14 protein-coding genes and 1 pseudogene are annotated in these 17,648 nt (G+C 72.7%); 11 read left to right on the plus strand and 4 right to left on the minus strand.

Going from position 1 to position 17,648, the window contains the following annotated elements; translation table 11 throughout:
* Position 1: 1 nt before the first annotated feature.
* From fabI to OG559_RS21865, 3 genes are all read left to right on the plus strand, one after another.
* Positions 2-769 carry an enoyl-ACP reductase FabI gene (gene fabI, locus OG559_RS21855; RefSeq protein WP_405106448.1) on the plus strand — a complete coding sequence of 256 codons (768 nt, stop codon included), beginning with the start codon at positions 2-4 and terminating at the stop codon, positions 767-769.
* Between the two features lie 98 nt (positions 770-867).
* Positions 868-1,899: a ferrochelatase gene (locus OG559_RS21860; protein WP_405106450.1), complete on the plus strand. Its 1,032-nt coding sequence runs from the start codon at positions 868-870 to the stop codon at positions 1,897-1,899.
* A gap of 69 nt (positions 1,900-1,968) precedes the next feature.
* Positions 1,969-2,748, plus strand: coding sequence for an HAD-IIA family hydrolase (locus OG559_RS21865; RefSeq protein ID WP_396674631.1), 780 nt, complete (start codon positions 1,969-1,971; stop codon positions 2,746-2,748).
* 107 nt (positions 2,749-2,855) lie between these two features.
* Here the strand turns inward: OG559_RS21865 and OG559_RS21870 are convergent, their stop codons facing one another.
* Positions 2,856-3,650 (minus strand): hypothetical protein, encoded by a 795-nt coding sequence (locus OG559_RS21870; protein ID WP_396674629.1) that lies wholly within the window; start codon positions 3,648-3,650, stop codon positions 2,856-2,858.
* Between the two features lie 186 nt (positions 3,651-3,836).
* On the opposite strand from OG559_RS21870, the gene OG559_RS21875 reads away from it, so the two are divergent.
* Positions 3,837-4,652, plus strand: coding sequence for a DUF3097 domain-containing protein (locus OG559_RS21875; RefSeq protein ID WP_405106453.1), 816 nt, complete (start codon positions 3,837-3,839; stop codon positions 4,650-4,652).
* A 196-nt stretch (positions 4,653-4,848) separates the two neighbouring features.
* Here the strand turns inward: OG559_RS21875 and OG559_RS21880 are convergent, their stop codons facing one another.
* Entirely contained in the window at positions 4,849-6,165 is a 1,317-nt protein-coding gene (locus tag OG559_RS21880) for a serine hydrolase domain-containing protein (RefSeq protein ID WP_405106455.1), read from the minus strand.
* Positions 6,166-6,277: 112 nt separating this feature from the next.
* Between OG559_RS21880 and OG559_RS21885 the strand changes: the two genes are divergently transcribed.
* The 4 genes from OG559_RS21885 to OG559_RS21900 all read left to right on the plus strand — a co-directional run bounded on the left by OG559_RS21885 (position 6,278) and on the right by OG559_RS21900 (position 11,176).
* Positions 6,278-6,751 carry an NfeD family protein gene (locus tag OG559_RS21885; protein ID WP_405106457.1) on the plus strand — a complete coding sequence of 158 codons (474 nt, stop codon included), beginning with the start codon at positions 6,278-6,280 and terminating at the stop codon, positions 6,749-6,751.
* 5 nt (positions 6,752-6,756) lie between these two features.
* Entirely contained in the window at positions 6,757-7,863 is a 1,107-nt protein-coding gene (locus OG559_RS21890) for an SPFH domain-containing protein (protein WP_405106459.1), read from the plus strand.
* A 152-nt stretch (positions 7,864-8,015) separates the two neighbouring features.
* Positions 8,016-8,834: a hypothetical protein gene (locus tag OG559_RS21895; RefSeq protein WP_405106461.1), complete on the plus strand. Its 819-nt coding sequence runs from the start codon at positions 8,016-8,018 to the stop codon at positions 8,832-8,834.
* 143 nt (positions 8,835-8,977) lie between these two features.
* Positions 8,978-11,176 carry a transglycosylase domain-containing protein gene (locus tag OG559_RS21900; protein WP_405106463.1) on the plus strand — a complete coding sequence of 733 codons (2,199 nt, stop codon included), beginning with the start codon at positions 8,978-8,980 and terminating at the stop codon, positions 11,174-11,176.
* 9 nt (positions 11,177-11,185) lie between these two features.
* Here the strand turns inward: OG559_RS21900 and OG559_RS21905 are convergent, their stop codons facing one another.
* The gene (locus OG559_RS21905) at positions 11,186-13,036 is read right to left on the minus strand and encodes a thiamine pyrophosphate-requiring protein (RefSeq protein ID WP_405106465.1); all 1,851 of its coding nucleotides are present in this window, start codon (positions 13,034-13,036) and stop codon (positions 11,186-11,188) included.
* Positions 13,037-13,092: 56 nt separating this feature from the next.
* On the opposite strand from OG559_RS21905, the gene OG559_RS21910 reads away from it, so the two are divergent.
* The 3 genes and pseudogenes from OG559_RS21910 to OG559_RS21920 form a co-directional block, all read left to right on the plus strand.
* Entirely contained in the window at positions 13,093-13,968 is an 876-nt protein-coding gene (locus tag OG559_RS21910) for a TrmH family RNA methyltransferase (protein ID WP_405106467.1), read from the plus strand.
* Between the two features lie 61 nt (positions 13,969-14,029).
* Complete coding sequence (argG, locus tag OG559_RS21915; RefSeq protein ID WP_405106469.1) at positions 14,030-15,481, plus strand: argininosuccinate synthase; 1,452 nt, start codon at positions 14,030-14,032, stop codon at positions 15,479-15,481.
* Between the two features lie 35 nt (positions 15,482-15,516).
* A pseudogene (locus OG559_RS21920) lies at positions 15,517-15,723 on the plus strand (TrmH family RNA methyltransferase); the annotation flags it as partial.
* Between the two features lie 7 nt (positions 15,724-15,730).
* Here the strand turns inward: OG559_RS21920 and OG559_RS21925 are convergent.
* The gene (locus OG559_RS21925) at positions 15,731-16,768 is read right to left on the minus strand and encodes a hypothetical protein (RefSeq protein WP_405106471.1); all 1,038 of its coding nucleotides are present in this window, start codon (positions 16,766-16,768) and stop codon (positions 15,731-15,733) included.
* Positions 16,769-17,648: the final 880 nt, after the last annotated feature.

Genomic DNA, 17,648 nt, shown 5'->3' on the forward strand with positions numbered 1-17,648 from the left:
CATGTCCGGACTGCTGGCCGGTAAGCGGCTGCTGGTCACCGGCGTCATCACCGACGCCTCGATCGCCTTCTCCGTGGCGAAGCTCGCCCAGGAGAACGGCGCGCAGGTCGTGCTCACCGGCTACGGCAGGCTCTCCCTGGTCGAGCGGATCGCCAGGCGGCTGCCCGAGCCGGCCCCGGTGATCGAGCTGGACGTGTCCAACGCCGAGCACCTCGCCGGCCTGGCCGACAAGGTCCGGGAGCACGTCGACGGCCTCGACGGGGTGGTGCACTCGATCGGCTTCGCCCCGCAGAGCTGCCTCGGCGGCGGGTTCCTCGACGCGCCGTGGGAGGACGTGGCCACCGCGCTGCACGTCTCGACGTACTCCTACAAGTCCCTGGCCATGGCGGCGCTGCCGCTGATGCAGCCGGGCGGCGCGGTGGTCGGGCTGACCTTCGACGCCACCAAGGCGTGGCCGGTCTACGACTGGATGGGCGTGGCCAAGGCCGGGCTGGAGTCCGCCTCCCGCTACCTCGCGATGCACCTGGGCAAGCAGGGCATCCGCAGCAACCTGGTCGCCGCCGGCCCGCTGCGCACCATCGCGGCGAAGTCGATCCCCGGCTTCGAACAGTTCGAGGACGCCTGGGCCGAGCGCGCCCCGCTGGGCTGGAGCCTCACCGACCAGGAGCCGGCCGCCCGGGCCTGCCTGGCGCTGATGTCGGACTGGTTCCCGGCCACCACCGGCGAGATCGTCCACGTCGACGGCGGCTACCACGCCATCGGCGCCTGACGTCGCGGGCGGGCCCGCCGGCGCGGGGGCCCGCCCCCGCACACCCCGGACCAGGGGGCGTCGCCCGGCCGCCGCCGGGGGCGGGGAAGAATAGGCCCATGGCGTACGACGCGTTGGTGCTGGTCTCCTTCGGCGGCCCGGAGCGGCCCGAGGACGTGCTGCCCTTCCTCCAGAACGTGACCCGGGGGCGGGGCGTGCCCCCGGAGCGGCTGGCGGAGGTCGTCGAGCACTACCAGCACTTCGGCGGGGTCTCCCCGATCAACCAGCAGTGCCGCGACCTGCTCGCCGCCATCCGGGCGGACTTCGCCGCCCACGGCGTCGACCTGCCGGTCTACTGGGGCAACCGGAACTGGGACCCGATGCTCGCCGACACCGTGGCCCGGATGCGCGACGACGGGGTCACCAACGCCCTGGCGCTCGTGACCAGCGCGTACGGCGGCTACTCCTCCTGCCGCCAGTACCAGGAGGACATCGCGAAGGCCCGCGCGGCCGTCGGCCCGGACGCCCCGGTGATCGAGAAGCTGCGCCAGTTCTGGGACCACCCGGGCTTCGTCGAGCCGCACGCCGACGCGGTCAGGGCGGCGCTGGGCCGGCTCGACCCGGCGAAGCGGGCCACCACCCGGCTGGTCTTCACCGCCCACTCCGTCCCCGTCTCGATGGCCGCGAACGCCGGCCCGCACGGCGGCCGGTACACCGCCCAACTCGCGGAGGTGGCCCGGCTGGTGCACGCCGCCGCCGCGCCCGACCTGCCGTACGACCTGGTGTGGCAGAGCCGCTCCGGCCCGCCCCAGGTGCCGTGGCTGGAGCCGGACGTCAACGACCACCTGGCCGCCCTCGCCGAGGCCGGCACCACCACCGCCGTGGTGGTCAGCCCGATCGGGTTCGTCTCCGACCACCTGGAGGTGGTGTGGGACCTCGACACCGAGGCGGCGGAGACGGCCAAACAACTCGGGCTGGACTTCGTCCGGGCCGGCACCCCGGGCACCGATCCGCGTTTCGTGGCCATGGCGCGCGAACTGGTCGCCGAGCGCACCGAGCCGGGCGGGGAGCGGCTGCGCCGCCGCCTCGGCGAGCTGCCGCTGTGGGACACCTGCCCGACGGTGTGCTGCGTGCCGACCCGCCGGCCCTGACCCGCCGCCTCCGACACCCGTGCGGGTCACCGTCCGACGGCCCCGCCCCGACATCCCCTGGGACGACGAATGCACGAACGTAAGCCGGTGCAGAGCTGGCTGACCGACATGGACGGCGTGCTGGTGCACGAGGGCCAGCCCGTACCCGGCGCGCCGGAGTTCATCAACAAGCTCCGCTCCTCCAGCAAGCCGTTCCTGGTGCTGACCAACAACTCCATCTACACCCCGCGCGACCTGCGGGCCCGGCTGACCCGGATGGGCTTCGAGGTGCCCGAGCACGCCATCTGGACGGCGGCGCTGGCCACCGCCCAGTTCCTGGCCGACCAGCGGCCGGGCGGCACCGCGTACGCGATCGGGGAGGCCGGGCTGACCACGGCGCTGCACGCGGTCGGCTACGTGCTCACCGACTTCGCCCCCGACTACGTGGTGCTGGGGGAGACCCGGACGTACAGCTTCGAGGCGATCACCAAGGCGGTCCGGCTGATCAACGAGGGGGCGCGGTTCATCTGCACCAACCCCGACGTCACCGGCCCGTCGGTCGAGGGCGCGCTGCCGGCGGCCGGCTCGGTCGCGGCGATGATCTCGAAGGCGACCGGGGTGGCGCCGTACTTCGTCGGCAAGCCCAACCCGATGATGATGCGCTCGGCGCTGAACACCATCGACGCGCACTCCGAGACGACCGCCATGATCGGCGACCGGATGGACACCGACGTGCTGTGCGGCCTGGAGGCCGGGCTGGAGACGATCCTGGTGCTGACCGGGATCAGCACCCGGGCCGAGGCCGAGCGGTACCCGTACCGCCCGTCGCGGATCGTCAACTCGGTTGCCGACCTGATGGACGACATCTGACCCGACGGTCGTCAACGCGGTGGCCGACCTGGCCAGGGGTCGGGCCAGGCGGGTGCCAGGGCGCTGAGGGCCAGGCGGGTGCCAGGGGGCTGAGGGCCGGCGAGGGGTCAGGGGCGCAGCGGGGCGTTGCAGGCGGCGACGAGGGCCTGCCGGCAGGCGGTGGTGAGCGGGCGCAGCGCGGCGTCGCGCTGCTGGGCCTCGTAGTTGTTGATCGCGCCGCCCAGCGCGCTGTGCCCGGCCAGCGCCAGCACCCGGTCCAGCACGGCGGCGCGGGCGAACAGCCGCCGCGCCCGGGGGTCGAAGCCCGGTGGCAGGTCGGTGGTCCCGTCGGGGCGGCGCAGCGCGGCCAGTGCGCCGGCCAGCTCGGGCCGCCACTGGGCCACGTCGAGCCGGGTCAGCGCCGCAGTGGTCTCGGCTAGCGCGCTGGCCAGTTCCGCCTCCGCCTCGGCGGCGCCGGGCGAGGCCAGCGAGGCGGCCGGGGCGTCGGCGGGCAGCGGGTAGCAGCGCCAGAGCACCGTCTCGAAGGTCATCCCGGAGCCGGAGGTGTGCGTGCGCACCTGCGGGATCAGCCCGATCCCGCCGGCCACCACCGCCTCGCCGGTGACCAGCGCGGTGCCCGCGAAGTCGCCCGGCCCGGGCAGCCCCCGAGGATCGCCGGGCGCGGGCAGCACCAGCCGGATCTCGTCCGGGGAGAGCTTCGCCAGGGTGGGCAGCGCGTCCCGTAGTGGGACGTCGGTCCAGGTGCCGGGTGCGTCCGAGACGAGGTGCTCCTCGTCGCCGGCGATCTCCTCGGCGACCTCGTCGTACGGCACGAGGCCGGCGCGCCACGCGCGCACCCAGGCAACGAACCGGCTCGACCGGCGGGGCGCGAGGGTGACTGCGCCCGCTGCGGGGGAGGACATGCAAGAGAGGGTACGTGGTGTGCGCCGCCCCTGTCTCGACTGCCGCGTGCCCCGCTCCGGTTAGCGTCGACCATGGACTCATGGTGACCGGATATTCCGTTCGTGCGCCTTTTGCGGAGGTGCTTCGACTCAATGATCGGCGCGGCTGACGCGCCCCCGGGGTGGGGCGGGGGTTAGCGTGGCGGGATGGTGGGGCGGTACGGCGAGGACGTGTTGGCGGGGGACTGGCGGCGGCGGAAGACGACCCCCGAGGTGGACGCGGAACCCGATCTCGTGGTCGAGGACGCCGACTCCGGGTTCTGCGGCGCGGTGGTCGGCTTCGAGTCGGGGGCGGTGGTGCTGGAGGACCGGCACGGCCGGCGGCGCAACTTCCCGCTGTTGCCGGCGGCGTTCCTGCTCGACGGCCGGCAGGTCACGCTGCGCCGTCCGGCCCGCGCGCCCGTGCCGGCGGCCCGCCGACGTACCGCGTCCGGCTCGATCGCGGTCGACGGCGTGCGGGCGCAGGTGGCGAAGGCCAGCCGGATCTGGGTCGAGGGCGTGCACGACGCCGCCCTCGTCGAGCGGATCTGGGGCGACGACCTGCGCGTCGAGGGCGTGGTGGTGGAGCCGCTGGACGGCATCGACGAGCTTTCCGCGCAGGTGCGCGACTTCGCCCCCGGCCCCTCCCGGCGGCTCGGCGTGCTGGTCGACCATCTGGTGCCCGGCTCGAAGGAGAGCCGGATCGTGGCCCGGGTGAACTCCCCGCACGTGCTGGTCACCGGCCACCCCTACGTCGACGTGTGGCAGGCCGTCAAGCCGGCCGCGCTGGGCATCGCGGCGTGGCCGGTGGTGCCGCCGGGGCGGCCGTGGAAGGAGGGGGTCTGCGCGGCCCTCGGGGTGGCGGAGCCGGCCGACATGTGGCGGCACATCCTGTCCCGGGTGGACAGCTTCGCCGACGTGGAGACCCCGCTGATCAACGCCATGGAACGCCTGATCGACTTCGTCACCACGCCCCCGTCCTGACCCACCCCACCCACCCCACACCCATCCCGGCCGCGCAAATTCACGGAAAGCGTGGCCATTCCTCGGCGAATGGCCACGCTTTCCGTGAATTAGCCGGCACCGGGACCGGCGTCGGGGCGGCACCGGGACCGGCGTCGGGGCGGCGTCGGGGCGGCGTCGGGGCGGGGGTGGGGGTGGCGTGGGGTGGGGGTGGGGGTCAGGGTTGTTCGTCGGGGGTGCGGGTCAGGACGAAGGTGGCGATGTCCAGGGCGACGGGGTGGGCCTCGGCGTCGCGGAGCACGGTGAGGATCTCGCCGTCCTGCGGGCCGGAGATGCCCCGCCAGCGGTCCGGGCCCTCCCGGGTGAACCGCATGATTGGGCTGCCGACCGGGCCGGCCCGTAGCTCGCCGGTGGCGGCGTCGGCGCTGAACTCGACCTCCGCGCCCATCCACCACCAGCGGCCGGTCAGCTCGGCCAGCTCGGCCGGGGGCGGGGCGTCGGCCGGGCGCCACGGCTCGACCGGGTCCGGCAGCGCGTCCAGTACGGTGGTCAGCACCTCCCGGCCGAGGCCGCCGACGTGGCCGACCCGCAGGCCGTACGAGTTGGCGAAGCCCACCACGGCGGTGCGGGTGGGGCGGTGCACGGCCAGCCCGGCGACGTACCCGGGCATCGACCCGCCGTGGCCGACGTACACCCGGTCGCCGACCCGGTGCAGCTCGATGCCGAGGCCGTGCCCGCCGGTCCACGAGTCGAGGTCGCTGATCACCACCGGCGCGCACATCTCGGCGAGCGTCGTCGGGGCGAGGACGGCCGGGTCGGGGTCGGCCAGGAACGCGGCCCAGCGGCCGAGGTCGGTGATCGTCGACCAGAGCTGCCCGGCGGGGGCCATCGCCCCGGTGTCGGTGCGCGGCTCCTCCCGCAGCGTGTCGTGCCACGGGTGCACCACGTACCCCCGGGCGTACGGCTCGGTGGCCTGGTACGTGGTGCGGGTCATGCCCAGCGGCTCAAGGATGCGCTCCCGGAGCAGGTCGAACCAGCCCGTACCGGTGACCGTCTCCAGCACCCCGCCGAGCAGCCCGTACGCCAGGTTGGAGTAGTGGTAGGCCCGGTGCGGCGGGTAGGCGATCTTGTGTTCGCCCACCCCGGCCAGTACGGACGCCAGGTCGCCGACCTCGACCCGTTCCCACCAGGGGCCGTCGGGCTCGCGCTGGAGGCCGCTGGCGTGGCCGAGGAGTTGGCGCAGGGTGAGCGCGCCGACGCCGGTGCCGGGCAGGTGCGCGTCGAGGGGGTCGTCCAGGGCCAGCGTCCCGGCGTCGCGTTGCTGCATGACCAGCACCGCGGTCATCGTCTTGGTGATCGAGCCGAGTCGGTACTGCCGGTCGGAATCCGGGCGGGGATGCTCCCCGGCTGCGGCGACGTGGGCCAACTCGCCGTCGCGCACCACGCCGAGCACGAGCGACGGGGTACGCCCGGCGGACTGTGCCCGGGCGACTGCGGCGTCGACCTCTCGGACGGTCTCGGATGGCAGTGACATGGCTCCTCCACGGCTCGCGGGACGGCTGTCGGCGTCCTCCCGAAATGGCTCCCGCCGAGCTTACTGATCTTGTCGAGGGGCCGCGCGTGCTCCGACGTGTCACTCTTGGGTGGTGGACGCGGTGTTCTGGGTCGTACTGGGTGTGGTGTTGGCGGTCGCCGAGATCTTCACGACGACGCTGTTCCTGATCATGTTCTCGGTCGGCGCGTTCGCCGCCGCCGGGGCCGCGGCCCTGGGCGCGCCGACCGGCATCCAGGCGCTGGTGTTCGCGGTGGTCTCGGCGCTCACCGTGGCGGTGGCCCGGCCGGCGATCCGCCGGCACGCCCGCTCCGCCCAGGAGAGCGGCGAGCAGCCGTTCGGGGTGGAGGCGATCGAGGGGTCCACCGCCCTGGTGCTGGAGCGGGTCGACGCCGACCAGGGACTGGTCAAGATCGACGGGGAGCTGTGGACCGCCCGGTCGTTCGACGCGACGCAGAGCTTCCTCCCCGGTCGACGGGTGCGGGTGATCAAGATCCAGGGCGCGACGGCCCTGGTATGGGATGACGACGTTTCCACCTCGGGTGAGCTGCCCGAAGCGAGAGGGTGAAAGGCATGGAATTTGTGACGGTGCTGTTGGTCGCCGTGGCGTTGATCGTCATGGTGACGCTGGTCAAGGCGGTGCGGATCGTGCCGCAGCAGCGCCAGGACGTGGTCGAGCGGCTCGGCAAGTACAAGCGCACCTTGAACCCGGGCCTGAACCTGCTGGTCCCGTTCGTCGACGCGGTCCGCACCAAGGTCGACATGCGGGAGCAGGTGGTCAGCTTCCCGCCGCAGCCGGTGATCACCTCGGACAACCTGGTGGTGTCGATCGACACGGTGCTCTACTTCAAGGTCATCGACGCGGCTCGGGCGACGTACGAGATCTCGAACTTCCTCCAGGCCATCGAGCAGCTCACCGTCACCACCCTGCGTAACGTGATCGGCTCGCTGGACCTGGAGCGGGCGCTGACCAGCCGGGAGGAGATCAACCGGCACCTCTCGGGCGTGCTGGACGAGACCACCGGCCGGTGGGGCATCAAGGTCACCCGGGTGGAGATCAAGGCCATCGAGCCGCCGGCCAGCATCCGCGACTCGATGGAGAAGCAGATGCGCGCCGAGCGGGACCGCCGGGCGGCGATCCTGACCGCCGAGGGCCACAAGCAGTCGCAGATCCTCACCGCCGAGGGTGACAAGCAGTCCGCGGTGCTGCGGGCCGACGGTGACCGGCAGGCCCGGATCCTCCAGGCCGAGGGCCAGGCGAAGGCCATCCGGACGGTGTTCGACGCGATCCACCAGGCCAACCCGAGCCAGAAGGTGCTCGCCTACCAGTACCTCCAGGCGCTGCCGCAGATCGCCAACGGCACGGCCAACAAGGTCTGGATCGTCCCGGCCGAGCTGACCAAGGCCCTGGAGGGAATGGGCGGCGCGCTGGGCGGGCTGAGCCAGATGGTCGGCGACCAGCCCGCGCCCGAGGCGGCCGGCCACGCGAGCGCCGTCGAGCGGGAGGCCGCCGAGGCCGCCGAGGCCGCGGCCGCCGCCGCCCAGCAGATCCACGACGAGGTACGCGTCGCCGAGGCGCAGGCCACCGGCGGCCATGGTCCGCAGGGGCTGCCGGCCCCCGAGCCGGTGTCCCCGGGGAGCCTGCTGCACGACCCGGCCGACCAGCGCGAGCGGGGCTGACGACTACCCGGGCGAGGCCCCGGGGCGGAATGCGAATAACCCTCATGCGGCGCTCCGGCACCTGACACGATCGGTCCGAAGGACGGGTGGTGACCAGGAGCCGGGGCGCCGCGGCGCGTCCCGCTCCGCCGACCAGCGCAGCGAGGTGACGCATGAAGGATCCCGCGGACAAGCTCTTCTCCAGCACCCCGGTGCCCGGCGCGCACGACCCGGCCGGGCCGATCGGCACCCGACGCGCCGGGGGAGGGTTCGGGGTACTGCCGTTCGTCGGCGAGCCGACGCCCGCCCGTCCCGCGACCGACGCCACCTGGGCCTGGTCGCTGCGCCGCTTCGGCCGCGCCGCCGTGTGGCTGCTGCCGGCGTACGCGGTGCTGTACGGCGTGGTCGCGATGGCCAGCGACGGCGGCGTGGGCAACGCCCCGTACCCGGCCGACGGGGGGCAGCTCTACCTGATCGGCTGGGTCGCCGCCGTCTGGCTCGGGCTGCTCGCCCTGCTGGCCCTGACCGGCCTGCTCGCCGCCACCCGCAGCCGTCGGGTGGCCGCCGCGGGGCTGCTGGTCAGCATCGCCGGCACCGTGCTCATGCTGCCCTTCGCCGGGCTGACCGAGCAGGCCCCGGTCTTCGGCACCACGGCCCGCACGCTCGTGCTGCTCGGGGCCACCTGCTACACGGTGGGCTGGTTCCTCACCGGATGGGCGGTGGCCCGTTCCGGCATGTTCAGCATCGGCGACGGCACGATGCTGATGATCGCCGCCCCGCTGGTCGGCATCGGCGGCGCGCTGATCGGTTCCCTGCAGACCTTCGGGGCGATCTTCGTGCTGATCGCCGGCATCGGCATCGGCTACCGCTCCGGCCGCCTGGTCCCCGCCGCGATCGCCCGGGACGCGGCCAGCGCCAGCGTCGCCACCGCCACCGCCCCGGGCGGCGGCGCGGCGCCAGGTCCCGGCGGCGGCCCGCTCGCCGCAGGCTGACCCGGATCTCCGCCGGCCGTTCGGGAGGTTCGTCCCGCTACCTGCCGCCCAGGTGGGGAAGCGCCTGGCGGGACGCGGTGAATTACCTGACAATCGCCCCCGGGGCTGGTCGGATCGCGGCTTTCGTGGCAATCCTTGGCTCCATGCCGCCACCCCGGTCGCCGCTGTCGCGGCTGTTCACCGTGCTCCTCGCCGGCGTGCTCGCCGGTCTCGTCCTGGCGGTCGCGGCGCTGCCGGGCAACCTGCTGCTCGGGTACGCCGCGAAGTCGGCGATCGGGTCGTACGCCGTGCTGCCCGAGGCGCTGCGCACCCCGATCACCCCGCAGCGGTCGTACCTCTACGCCAACGACGGCAAGACGCTGATCACCACGTTCTACGACGTCAACCGCACCGACGTGCCGCTGGCCGAGATCGCCCCGGTGCTGCGCCAGGCCATCGTGGCGGCCGAGGACCGGCGATTCTACTCGCACGGGGGCGCCGACCTGCGCGGGCTCGCCCGCGCCCTGGTCGCCAACGTCACCGGCGGCGGTACCGAGCAGGGCGGCTCCACGCTGACCATGCAGTACGTCCGCAACGTGCTCAAGACCGACCCGAACCGCACCGCCGAGGAGCGGCAGGCCGCCACCGAGCAGACCGTCGGGCGCAAGCTCCAGGAGATCCGGTACGCCACGGCGCTGGAGCAGCGGCTCAGCAAGGACGAGATCCTCAACGGCTACCTCAACATCGCGTACTTCGGCTCCGGCGCGTACGGCATCGCGGCGGCCAGCCAGCGCTACTTCGCCAAGTCCCCGGCCGAGCTGACCCTGCCCGAGGCGGCCCTGCTCGCCGGCCTGGTCCAGTCGCCGGACGCGTACAGCCCGATCGACGGCGACGCCGACGCGGCGCTGGCCCGGCGCGGGTACGTGCTCGACGCGATGGCCGGCACCGGCGCGATCACCGCCGAGCAGGCCTCGGCGGCCAAGGCGGAGAAGCTGGCGCTGAGCCCCACCCGGCAGCCCAACGGCTGCACCGCCGTGGCGCAGGGCCACGACGACTGGGGCTTCTTCTGCGACTACCTGCGCCAGTGGTGGCTCACCCAGCCCACGTTCGGCGAGACCGTCGAGGAGCGTGAGCAGGCGCTGCGCCGGGGCGGCTACACCGTCGTCACCTCCCTCGACCCGAAGATCCAGGCCACGGCGCAGCAGCAGGCCACCGCCGTCTACGGGTACGACAACAAGCGCGCCCTGCCGATCGCGGCCGTGCAGCCCGGCACCGGCCGGGTGCTCGCCATGGCGGTCAACCGGCACTACAGCCTCGACGCGAACCCGGCCGGGAAGGCCAACCACCCCAACACCGTCAACCCGCTGATCTCCGGTGGCGGCGGCGTCGACGGGTACCAGGCCGGGTCGACGTTCAAGCTGTTCACCATGCTCGCCGCCCTGGAGAACGGCAAGCAGCTCGCCACCGGCTTCGACGCGCCCAGCCGGCTGCCCACCCGGTACGCCGCCGAGGGCGAGGCAAGCTGCGACGGCAAGTGGTGCCCGGCGAACGCCAACCCGCAGTGGATGGACGGCTACCGCACCATGTGGGACGGCTTCGGCCGCTCGGTGAACACCTACTTCGTCTGGCTCGCCGAACAGGTCGGCCCGGCGAAGGTGGTGGAGATGGCCCAGCGCCTCGGCATCACCTTCCGGGCCGACTCGGACGCCGCCTTCGCGAAGGACAACGCCGCCAACTGGGGGTCGTTCACCCTCGGCGTGGCCGCCACCACCCCCCTCGACCTCGCGAACGCGTACGCGACCGTGGCCGCCGAGGGCACGTACTGCGCCCCGCTGCCGGTGGTCTCGGTGACCGCCGCAAACGGCGACCGGGTTCCGGTCGGCGACCCGTCCTGCCGCAAGGTGCTCGACGCCGACGTGGCCCGGGCGGCCACCGACGCGGCGCGCTGCCCGGTCGGCCAGCAGACCACGTTCGGCCAGTGCGACGGCGGCACCGCGACCTCGGTGGACCGGATCGTGGGCCGCCAGGTCGCCGGCAAGACCGGCAGCTCGGAGAAGAACGCCACCGAGACGTTCGTCGGATTCACCCCGCAGGTAGCCGTCGCCGGCATCGCCGCCAACCCGGACGACCCGGGCGACTCGGTCGGCTCGGCCGTGCAGGCGAAGGTGATCGACGCGGTGGCCCGGACCATCCGCACCGCCGTCAACGGCCAGCCGGTGCGCGACTTCACCCCGCCCAGCCGGAAGCTGGCCGGCGAGGTGCACCGCCCGGCCCCGGAGCCGAGCCCCACGCAGCAGCGCCGGCAGCAGGAACGGAACCTCCCGCCGGACGTGCTCCGCTGGCTCAACCGCGGCCGAGGCTGAGGCGCGCGCTCAGCGGCGGCGGGGACGCCAGGTGGCGACGGCGCTGGGCAGGCCGCGCCGGATGATCCCCGCCCGGTCGGCGTCGCCGCGCAGCATCGCCGCCGCCGTGTTGCGCGCCTGTTCGGCGGTGAAGTGCGGGGGCAGCATCAGCTCCGCCGAGTCCACCACCGCGTTGATCACCGTCGGCCGGTCGGCGGTCAGGGCGCGCTGCCACACGTTCGGCACCTGGTCGGGGGAGTCGACCAGGACGCCGCGCAGGCCGAGCACCTCCGCCCACCGGTGGTAGTCGACGTCGGGCAGGTCCTGGCTGGCCGGGAACATCGGCGTGCCCTCGGTGGAGCGCTGCTCCCAGCTGACGAAGGCGAGGTCCCGGTTGTTCAGCACCAGCACCACGAACCGGGGGTCCGACCAGCTCCGCCAGTACTTCGCCACGGTGATCAGCTCGTTGACCCCGTTCATCTGCATCGCCCCGTCGCCGAGCAGCGCCACCAGCGGCCGGTCCGGGTGGGCGAACTTGGCCGCGATCCCGTACGGCATGCCCCCGCCCATGGACAGCAGGGTGCCCGACAGGCTGGCCAGCATCCCGGGGCGGACCCGCACGTGCCGGGCGTACCAGGCGGTGCTGGTGCCGCAGTCCACCGAGAGCATCACGTCCCCCGGTAGCTGGTCGTCCAGCGCCGTGAACAGCGACTGCGGGTTCACCGGGTCGGCGGGCTGGCCGGCGATCTCCCGCTGGGCACGCCGCCAGGCGGAGGTGGCGTCGACGATCTTCTGCCGCCAGGCGGTCGGGGCCGGGCCGGGGCCCAACTCGCGCAGCAGCGCCCGCAGCGTCGGCCCGGCGTCGCCGGTGAGGTTGACCTCGGTGGGGTAGCGCAGCCCCATCCGGCTGCCGTCCACGTCGATCTGCACGGCCCGGGCCTGCCCCTCGGGCGGGTAGAACTCCGAGTACGGCATGTTGCTGCCCACGATCAGCAGCCGGTCGCAGTCGCGCATGAGCTGCCAGCTCGGCCGGGTGCCGAGCAGCCCGATCGCCCCGGTGACCCACGGCTCGCGGTGGTCGACGGCGGCGAACCCGAGCAGGGCGGCGGCCACCCCGGCGCCGAGCCGTTCGGCGACCTGGCGTACCTCGGCCTCGGCGCCCAGCGCGCCCTGGCCGACCAGCATCGCCACCCGCTCGCCGCCGCGCAGCACCTCGGCGGCCCGGCGCACGTCCGCCTCCGGCGGCACGGTGGTGGCGCTGCTCGGCACGGCGCTGGTGTGGTAGTAGCCGTGCGCGTGCGGCGGGTCCGGCACCGCCGGCCGGTCCTGCACGTCCAGGGGGAGCACCAGCGCGGTGACGGTACGCCGGGCCAGCGCCGTCCGGCAGGCCCGGTCCACCAGATGCCGCACCTGGGACGGGTCGTCGAGTTGGGCCAGGAACGCCGAGGCGACATCCTTGTAGAGGGCGAGCAGGTCGATCTCCTGGTAGTAGCCGCCGCCCTCGGCGGTCAGCGCGGTGTTCCCGACCAGGGCCACCACCGGCTGGTGGTCCAGCTTCGCGTCGTACAGGCCGTTGAGCAGGTGGACCGCCCCGGGGCCGCTGGTGACGAGGGCGCAGCCGAGCGGGCCGCCGCCGTACTTCACGTGGGCCGAGGCGGCGAAACCGGCGGTCTCCTCGTGCCGCACCTGGACGAACTCCGCCCGCCCGGCGGCGCGTTGCAGCGCCGAGGTCATGCCGTTGATGCCGTCGCCGGGGAGGCCGAAGTACCGGCGGACGCCCCACAGGGACAGCCGGGCCACGATGTGGTCGGCGACGGTGGCGCCCTTCGGCAGGCCACCCTGTCCGTCCGGGGTCGGCCCGCCTGCCTGGTTCGCGCTCACCCGTCTGGTCCCTCCGGTCGCGTCCGCTGTCCTCGGGCGCGTTCCCCGTCGTACCCGTGGAAAACGCCCCGGGACGACCGGCGCGCGGGGCCGGCGGCGCGGTCCGGCAGAATCGCCGGGTGTCCGTCCACCAGATCACCGACCCCGACGACGACCGGATCTCCGACTACCGCGCCCTCACCGACGTGGAGCTGCGCACCCGGTGGGAGCCGCCGCACGGCCTGTTCATCGCCGAGGGGGAGCTGGTGCTGCGCCGGGCGCTGCGGGCCGGCTACCCGGCCCGGTCGTTCCTGGTCGACGCCAAGCGGGCCGATCAGCTCGCCGACCTCGACACCGGCGACGCCCCCGTGTACGCGGCCACCCAGGAGGTGCTGGAGCGGGCCACCGGCTTCCACGTGCACCGGGGGGTGCTCGCCTCGTTCCGCCGCAAGCCGCTGCCGGACGTGGCCGAGGTGCTCGCCGACGCCCGGCGGGTGGTGATCCTGGAGGACGTCAACAACCACACCAACCTCGGCGCGGTTTTCAGGGGGGCCGCCGCGCTTGGCATCGACGCGGTGCTGCTGTCCCCGTCCTGCGCCGACCCCCTCTACCGGCGCAGCGTGCGGGTCAGCATGGGGGAGGTCTTCGCGGTTCCGTACGCCAAGCACGAGCGCTGGCCCGCGGGTTTGGACCAGGTGCGGGAAGCGGGCTTCACCGTGCTCGCCATGACGCCGGCTCCGGACGCCGTACCGATCCAGCGGTTGACTCCGGCGCAGCGCGAGCGGGCAGCGCTGCTGCTGGGAGCCGAGGGTCCCGGCCTCACCGCGGCGGCCCAGTCCGCCAGCGACGTACGGGTGGTCATCCCGATGCGGCGCGGAGTGGATTCGTTGAATGTCGCCGCCGCTGCGGCGGTGGCGTTCTGGGAACTGGGTCGCGACGACCCACCGGGCTGACGCCGGTCCAGCCGAGCACTTCGGTTTGCATGATGATGCGGTCTAGTGCATAGTCTTCCTGGTGTCCAAGGTTCTCACCTCCCTGCCCATCGGCGAGCGTGTCGGCATCGCCTTCTCCGGCGGCCTCGACACCTCGGTCGCGGTCGCCTGGATGCGCGACAAGGGCGCCGTTCCCTGCGCCTACACCGCTGACATCGGCCAGTACGACGAGCCAGACATCGCCTCGGTGCCCGGTCGCGCGCTCAGCTACGGCGCCGAGGTCGCCCGCCTGGTCGATTGCCGCGCCGCCCTGGTCGAGGAGGGCCTGGCAGCGTTGACCTGCGGGGCCTTCCACATCCGCTCGGGCGGGCGGGCGTACTTCAACACCACCCCGCTGGGCCGGGCCGTGACGGGGACCCTGCTGGTACGGGCGATGATCTCGGACGACGTCCAGATCTGGGGCGACGGCTCGACCTTCAAGGGCAACGACATCGAGCGGTTCTACCGGTACGGCCTGCTGGCCAACCCGCAGCTACGCATCTACAAGCCGTGGCTCGACACCGACTTCGTCACCGAACTGGGCGGGCGTAAGGAGATGTCGGAGTGGCTGCTCGAACGCGACCTGCCGTACCGGGACAGCACCGAGAAGGCGTACTCCACCGACGCCAACATCTGGGGCGCCACGCACGAGGCGAAGACCCTCGAGCACCTCGACACCGGCATCGAGACGGTCAACCCGATCATGGGAGTCCGGTTCTGGGACCCGTCGGTGGAGATCCCGACCGAGGATGTCACGATCGGCTTTGACCAGGGTCGCCCGGTGACGATCAACGGTAAGGAGTTCGGCAGCCCCGTCGATCTGGTGCTGGAGGCCAACGCCATCGGCGGCCGGCACGGCCTGGGCATGTCGGACCAGATCGAGAACCGGATCATCGAGGCCAAGAGCCGGGGCATCTACGAGGCGCCGGGCATGGCGCTGCTGCATGCCGCGTACGAACGGCTGGTCAACGCCATCCACAACGAGGACACCGTGGCGAACTACCACAACGAGGGCCGCCGCCTCGGTCGGCTGATGTACGAGGGGCGTTGGCTGGACCCGCAGGCGCTGATGCTGCGCGAGTCGTTGCAGCGCTGGGTCGGCACGGCGGTCACCGGCGAGGTGACGTTGCGGCTGCGCCGGGGCGAGGACTACTCGATCCTGGACACTACCGGCCCGGCGTTCAGCTACCACCCGGACAAGCTGTCGATGGAGCGTACCGAGGACTCGGCGTTCGGCCCGTCGGACCGGATCGGCCAGCTCACCATGCGCAACCTGGACATCGCCGACTCGCGGGCGAAGCTGGAGCAGTACGCCACCCTTGGCATGGTCGGCGGCACGACCCCTCAGCGGATGGTCGGCGCTGCACAGGCAGCCTCGACCGGGCTGATCGGTGCGATGCCACAGGGCGGCGCGGAAGCGATCGCCTCCCGGGGCGTCTCCTCCGCCGACGACGAGGCACTTGACCGCGCCGCGATGGAGTTCGGCGTCGACTGAGCGACGCCTCGGGACGGGATCGGTAAGCCGTAGGGCTCGAACCCGCCGCCCGGGCCCGCTCGGCGCTGCTGCTCGGCGCGGAGGGGGCCGGGCTGACCCGGGCCGCGATGGACGCCAGCGACGTGCGGGTGGTGATCCCGATGCGCCGGGGCGTGGACTCGCTCAACGTGGCCGCCGCGGCCGCCGCGGCCGCCGCAGCCGCCGCGACCTGCTGGGAGCTGGGCCGCGACGACCCGGCCTGAGGAGGCGTCAGCCCTTGATGGAGTTGGGCACCACCGAGACGGAGATCGAGGTGCCGGCGCCCTTGGTGAGGTCCGGCAACTGGATGCGGGTGATCTGGATCTCGGGGCGCGTGGTCCGCTTTCCGATGCTGTCGGCCTCCCTCTTGACCGGGAAGAACGGCAGGTCCAACCAAAAATTCGCGAACGCACGCCACGCGGCGGTCTCGCGTTCCGCGAGTTCGGCCACCTTGTCGCTGTCGTTGTGGTCCTCGGCGATGTCCTGCGCGCCAGCGATGTCGAGCGCCTTGGCGAGGGTGCGCACCATGGCTTCGAACCTGTCGACGGGAATGGTCTTGCCGAGGCCCCATCCATCCCGGATCCCGTTCAGCCGGATCCGGTCCGCTTCGGTGACGTCCTTGTCCTGCTCTTTGCCGATGTTCAGACCGCTGTCGTCCTTGCCCGTCCACCAGCTGGTGAAATAAGCGCCCTGGTAACCCTGGCACAGGTAGCGGTTCCCGTTCGAGTGGACCTCAAGTACGAATGTGTGGACCAAGGGAAAGGTGCAGTCGAGGAGCAGGATCTGCCCTTGTTGCGGCACTGCGCTGAGAGCCTGCCTCGCCGCTTCGCCCTTGCCGGCGGGGACCGTCAGCCGCTCTACGTTCGTGATTCCGTCCGCGAGTTCGGGGTGGAGTTTCTTCAGCTCGAACAGGATGTTGTCGGAGGTCTTGCCGCAGTTGGCCCAGTTGACGCTGCCCATGGCCATGTTGAAGTGCTCTTCGTTGTGGGCTTTCGCCTCCTCCATGCGGCTGGCCCCGAGAAGCCCGCCGGTCTTGACTTTGGCGTTAGCGGCGCGTACGGCCGCCAACCAGGACGGGAACATTTCCTTTCCCGCCGGCCCGGACCACCTGATCAACTGTTCGAGAACTGATTGTTTGGTGGGGTTGTCGAGGGCCTCCCCGCTTGATTCGATGAACTTGGTGAATGCGCTCTCAATGTCTTGAGCGTGCGGAGCCACCGCGCCCTCGACGCTCAGGTCGGGGATCGGCACCTTGTTGATGTAGAGCAATTCCGCTCCTCGGGGTGACTTCTCGGCGTTGGTGTCGCCGACAATACCGAACAGCGACGGACCGTTGCCTCACGAATCACTTTCTGTCCAGAATCCGTCAGTACCCGTCGGGTATTTATGGGACTGAACGAGCGTTTCCGAGTGACGGGGTTCATTCATCTTCCGGGAATCCCGTTCCGCTCCTTGCGGATGACCCGAGATCCTTTGGCCAGGGCCTCGGTCTGGCCGGTCCTCGGCCATGTCCCCTCTCCCGCACATGCCCCCGGGAGGTCGCCGCCACGCCGGCCCGTACACCGGGCGGTCGGGCGGCGGCCTGATGAATGCCCCCACCCGGTCAGGGACCTGCCCTTCGGCCCCTATGGAGCTGCCCCGTCCACGCTCCCACTCCACCGACAGCACAAACGGGGCAGCTCCATAGGGGCCGACGCAGGGCGGGTCGACCCGACCCGGCAGGGGTCGATGGTGTCGGCAGCGCGCGCGTCCCCTGGGGCCTGCCAAGCCGGAGACCCTCAGGGCCCTGGGCCAGGGTCGCAGTGACGATGTACCCGATCTTCCAGGGACGCGGGCTGACCTTGCGGAGGGTTTTGAAGGTCCAACGGTGGTGCCGCGGCGTCCGGCCCCGCCCCGAACACCGCCCCGCCGCGACGCGGGACCTGCTTCCGGTGGTCTCGACCCCGATCACCACCGCCATCCGCGACCTCCGCGGCCGGCCAGCCGGCCCGGCCTGCTGGTGGAGTACCGGTCCTCAACTGGGCGCGGGCCCGGGACTGAGCGGCGGCAGCAGCAATCGCGGCGGATCAGCCGCGCCCGCGGGCCCGGAACGTCCGCCCGTTCCGGGCCACGGGACGGGCGTCTCCGTCCCCGCGCCGGCGGCGGGCGA

Source organism: Micromonospora sp. NBC_01405 (assembly GCF_045040155.1).
GTDB lineage: Bacteria > Actinomycetota > Actinomycetes > Mycobacteriales > Micromonosporaceae > Micromonospora.

Excerpts from the sequence above, each read along its gene's own strand:
- OG559_RS21880 (WP_405106455.1), bottom strand. The coding sequence starts at position 6,165 with ATGTCACTGCCATCCGAGACCGTCCGAGAGGTCGACGCCGCAGTCGCC.
- OG559_RS21875 (WP_405106453.1), top strand. The coding sequence starts at position 3,837 with ATGGTGGGGCGGTACGGCGAGGACGTGTTGGCGGGGGACTGGCGGCGG.
- OG559_RS21895 (WP_405106461.1), top strand. The coding sequence starts at position 8,016 with ATGAAGGATCCCGCGGACAAGCTCTTCTCCAGCACCCCGGTGCCCGGC.
- fabI (WP_405106448.1), top strand. The coding sequence starts at position 2 with ATGTCCGGACTGCTGGCCGGTAAGCGGCTGCTGGTCACCGGCGTCATC.
- OG559_RS21870 (WP_396674629.1), bottom strand. The coding sequence starts at position 3,650 with ATGTCCTCCCCCGCAGCGGGCGCAGTCACCCTCGCGCCCCGCCGGTCG.
- OG559_RS21890 (WP_405106459.1), top strand. The coding sequence starts at position 6,757 with ATGGAATTTGTGACGGTGCTGTTGGTCGCCGTGGCGTTGATCGTCATG.
- OG559_RS21900 (WP_405106463.1), top strand. The coding sequence starts at position 8,978 with ATGCCGCCACCCCGGTCGCCGCTGTCGCGGCTGTTCACCGTGCTCCTC.
- OG559_RS21860 (WP_405106450.1), top strand. The coding sequence starts at position 868 with ATGGCGTACGACGCGTTGGTGCTGGTCTCCTTCGGCGGCCCGGAGCGG.
- OG559_RS21865 (WP_396674631.1), top strand. The coding sequence starts at position 1,969 with ATGCACGAACGTAAGCCGGTGCAGAGCTGGCTGACCGACATGGACGGC.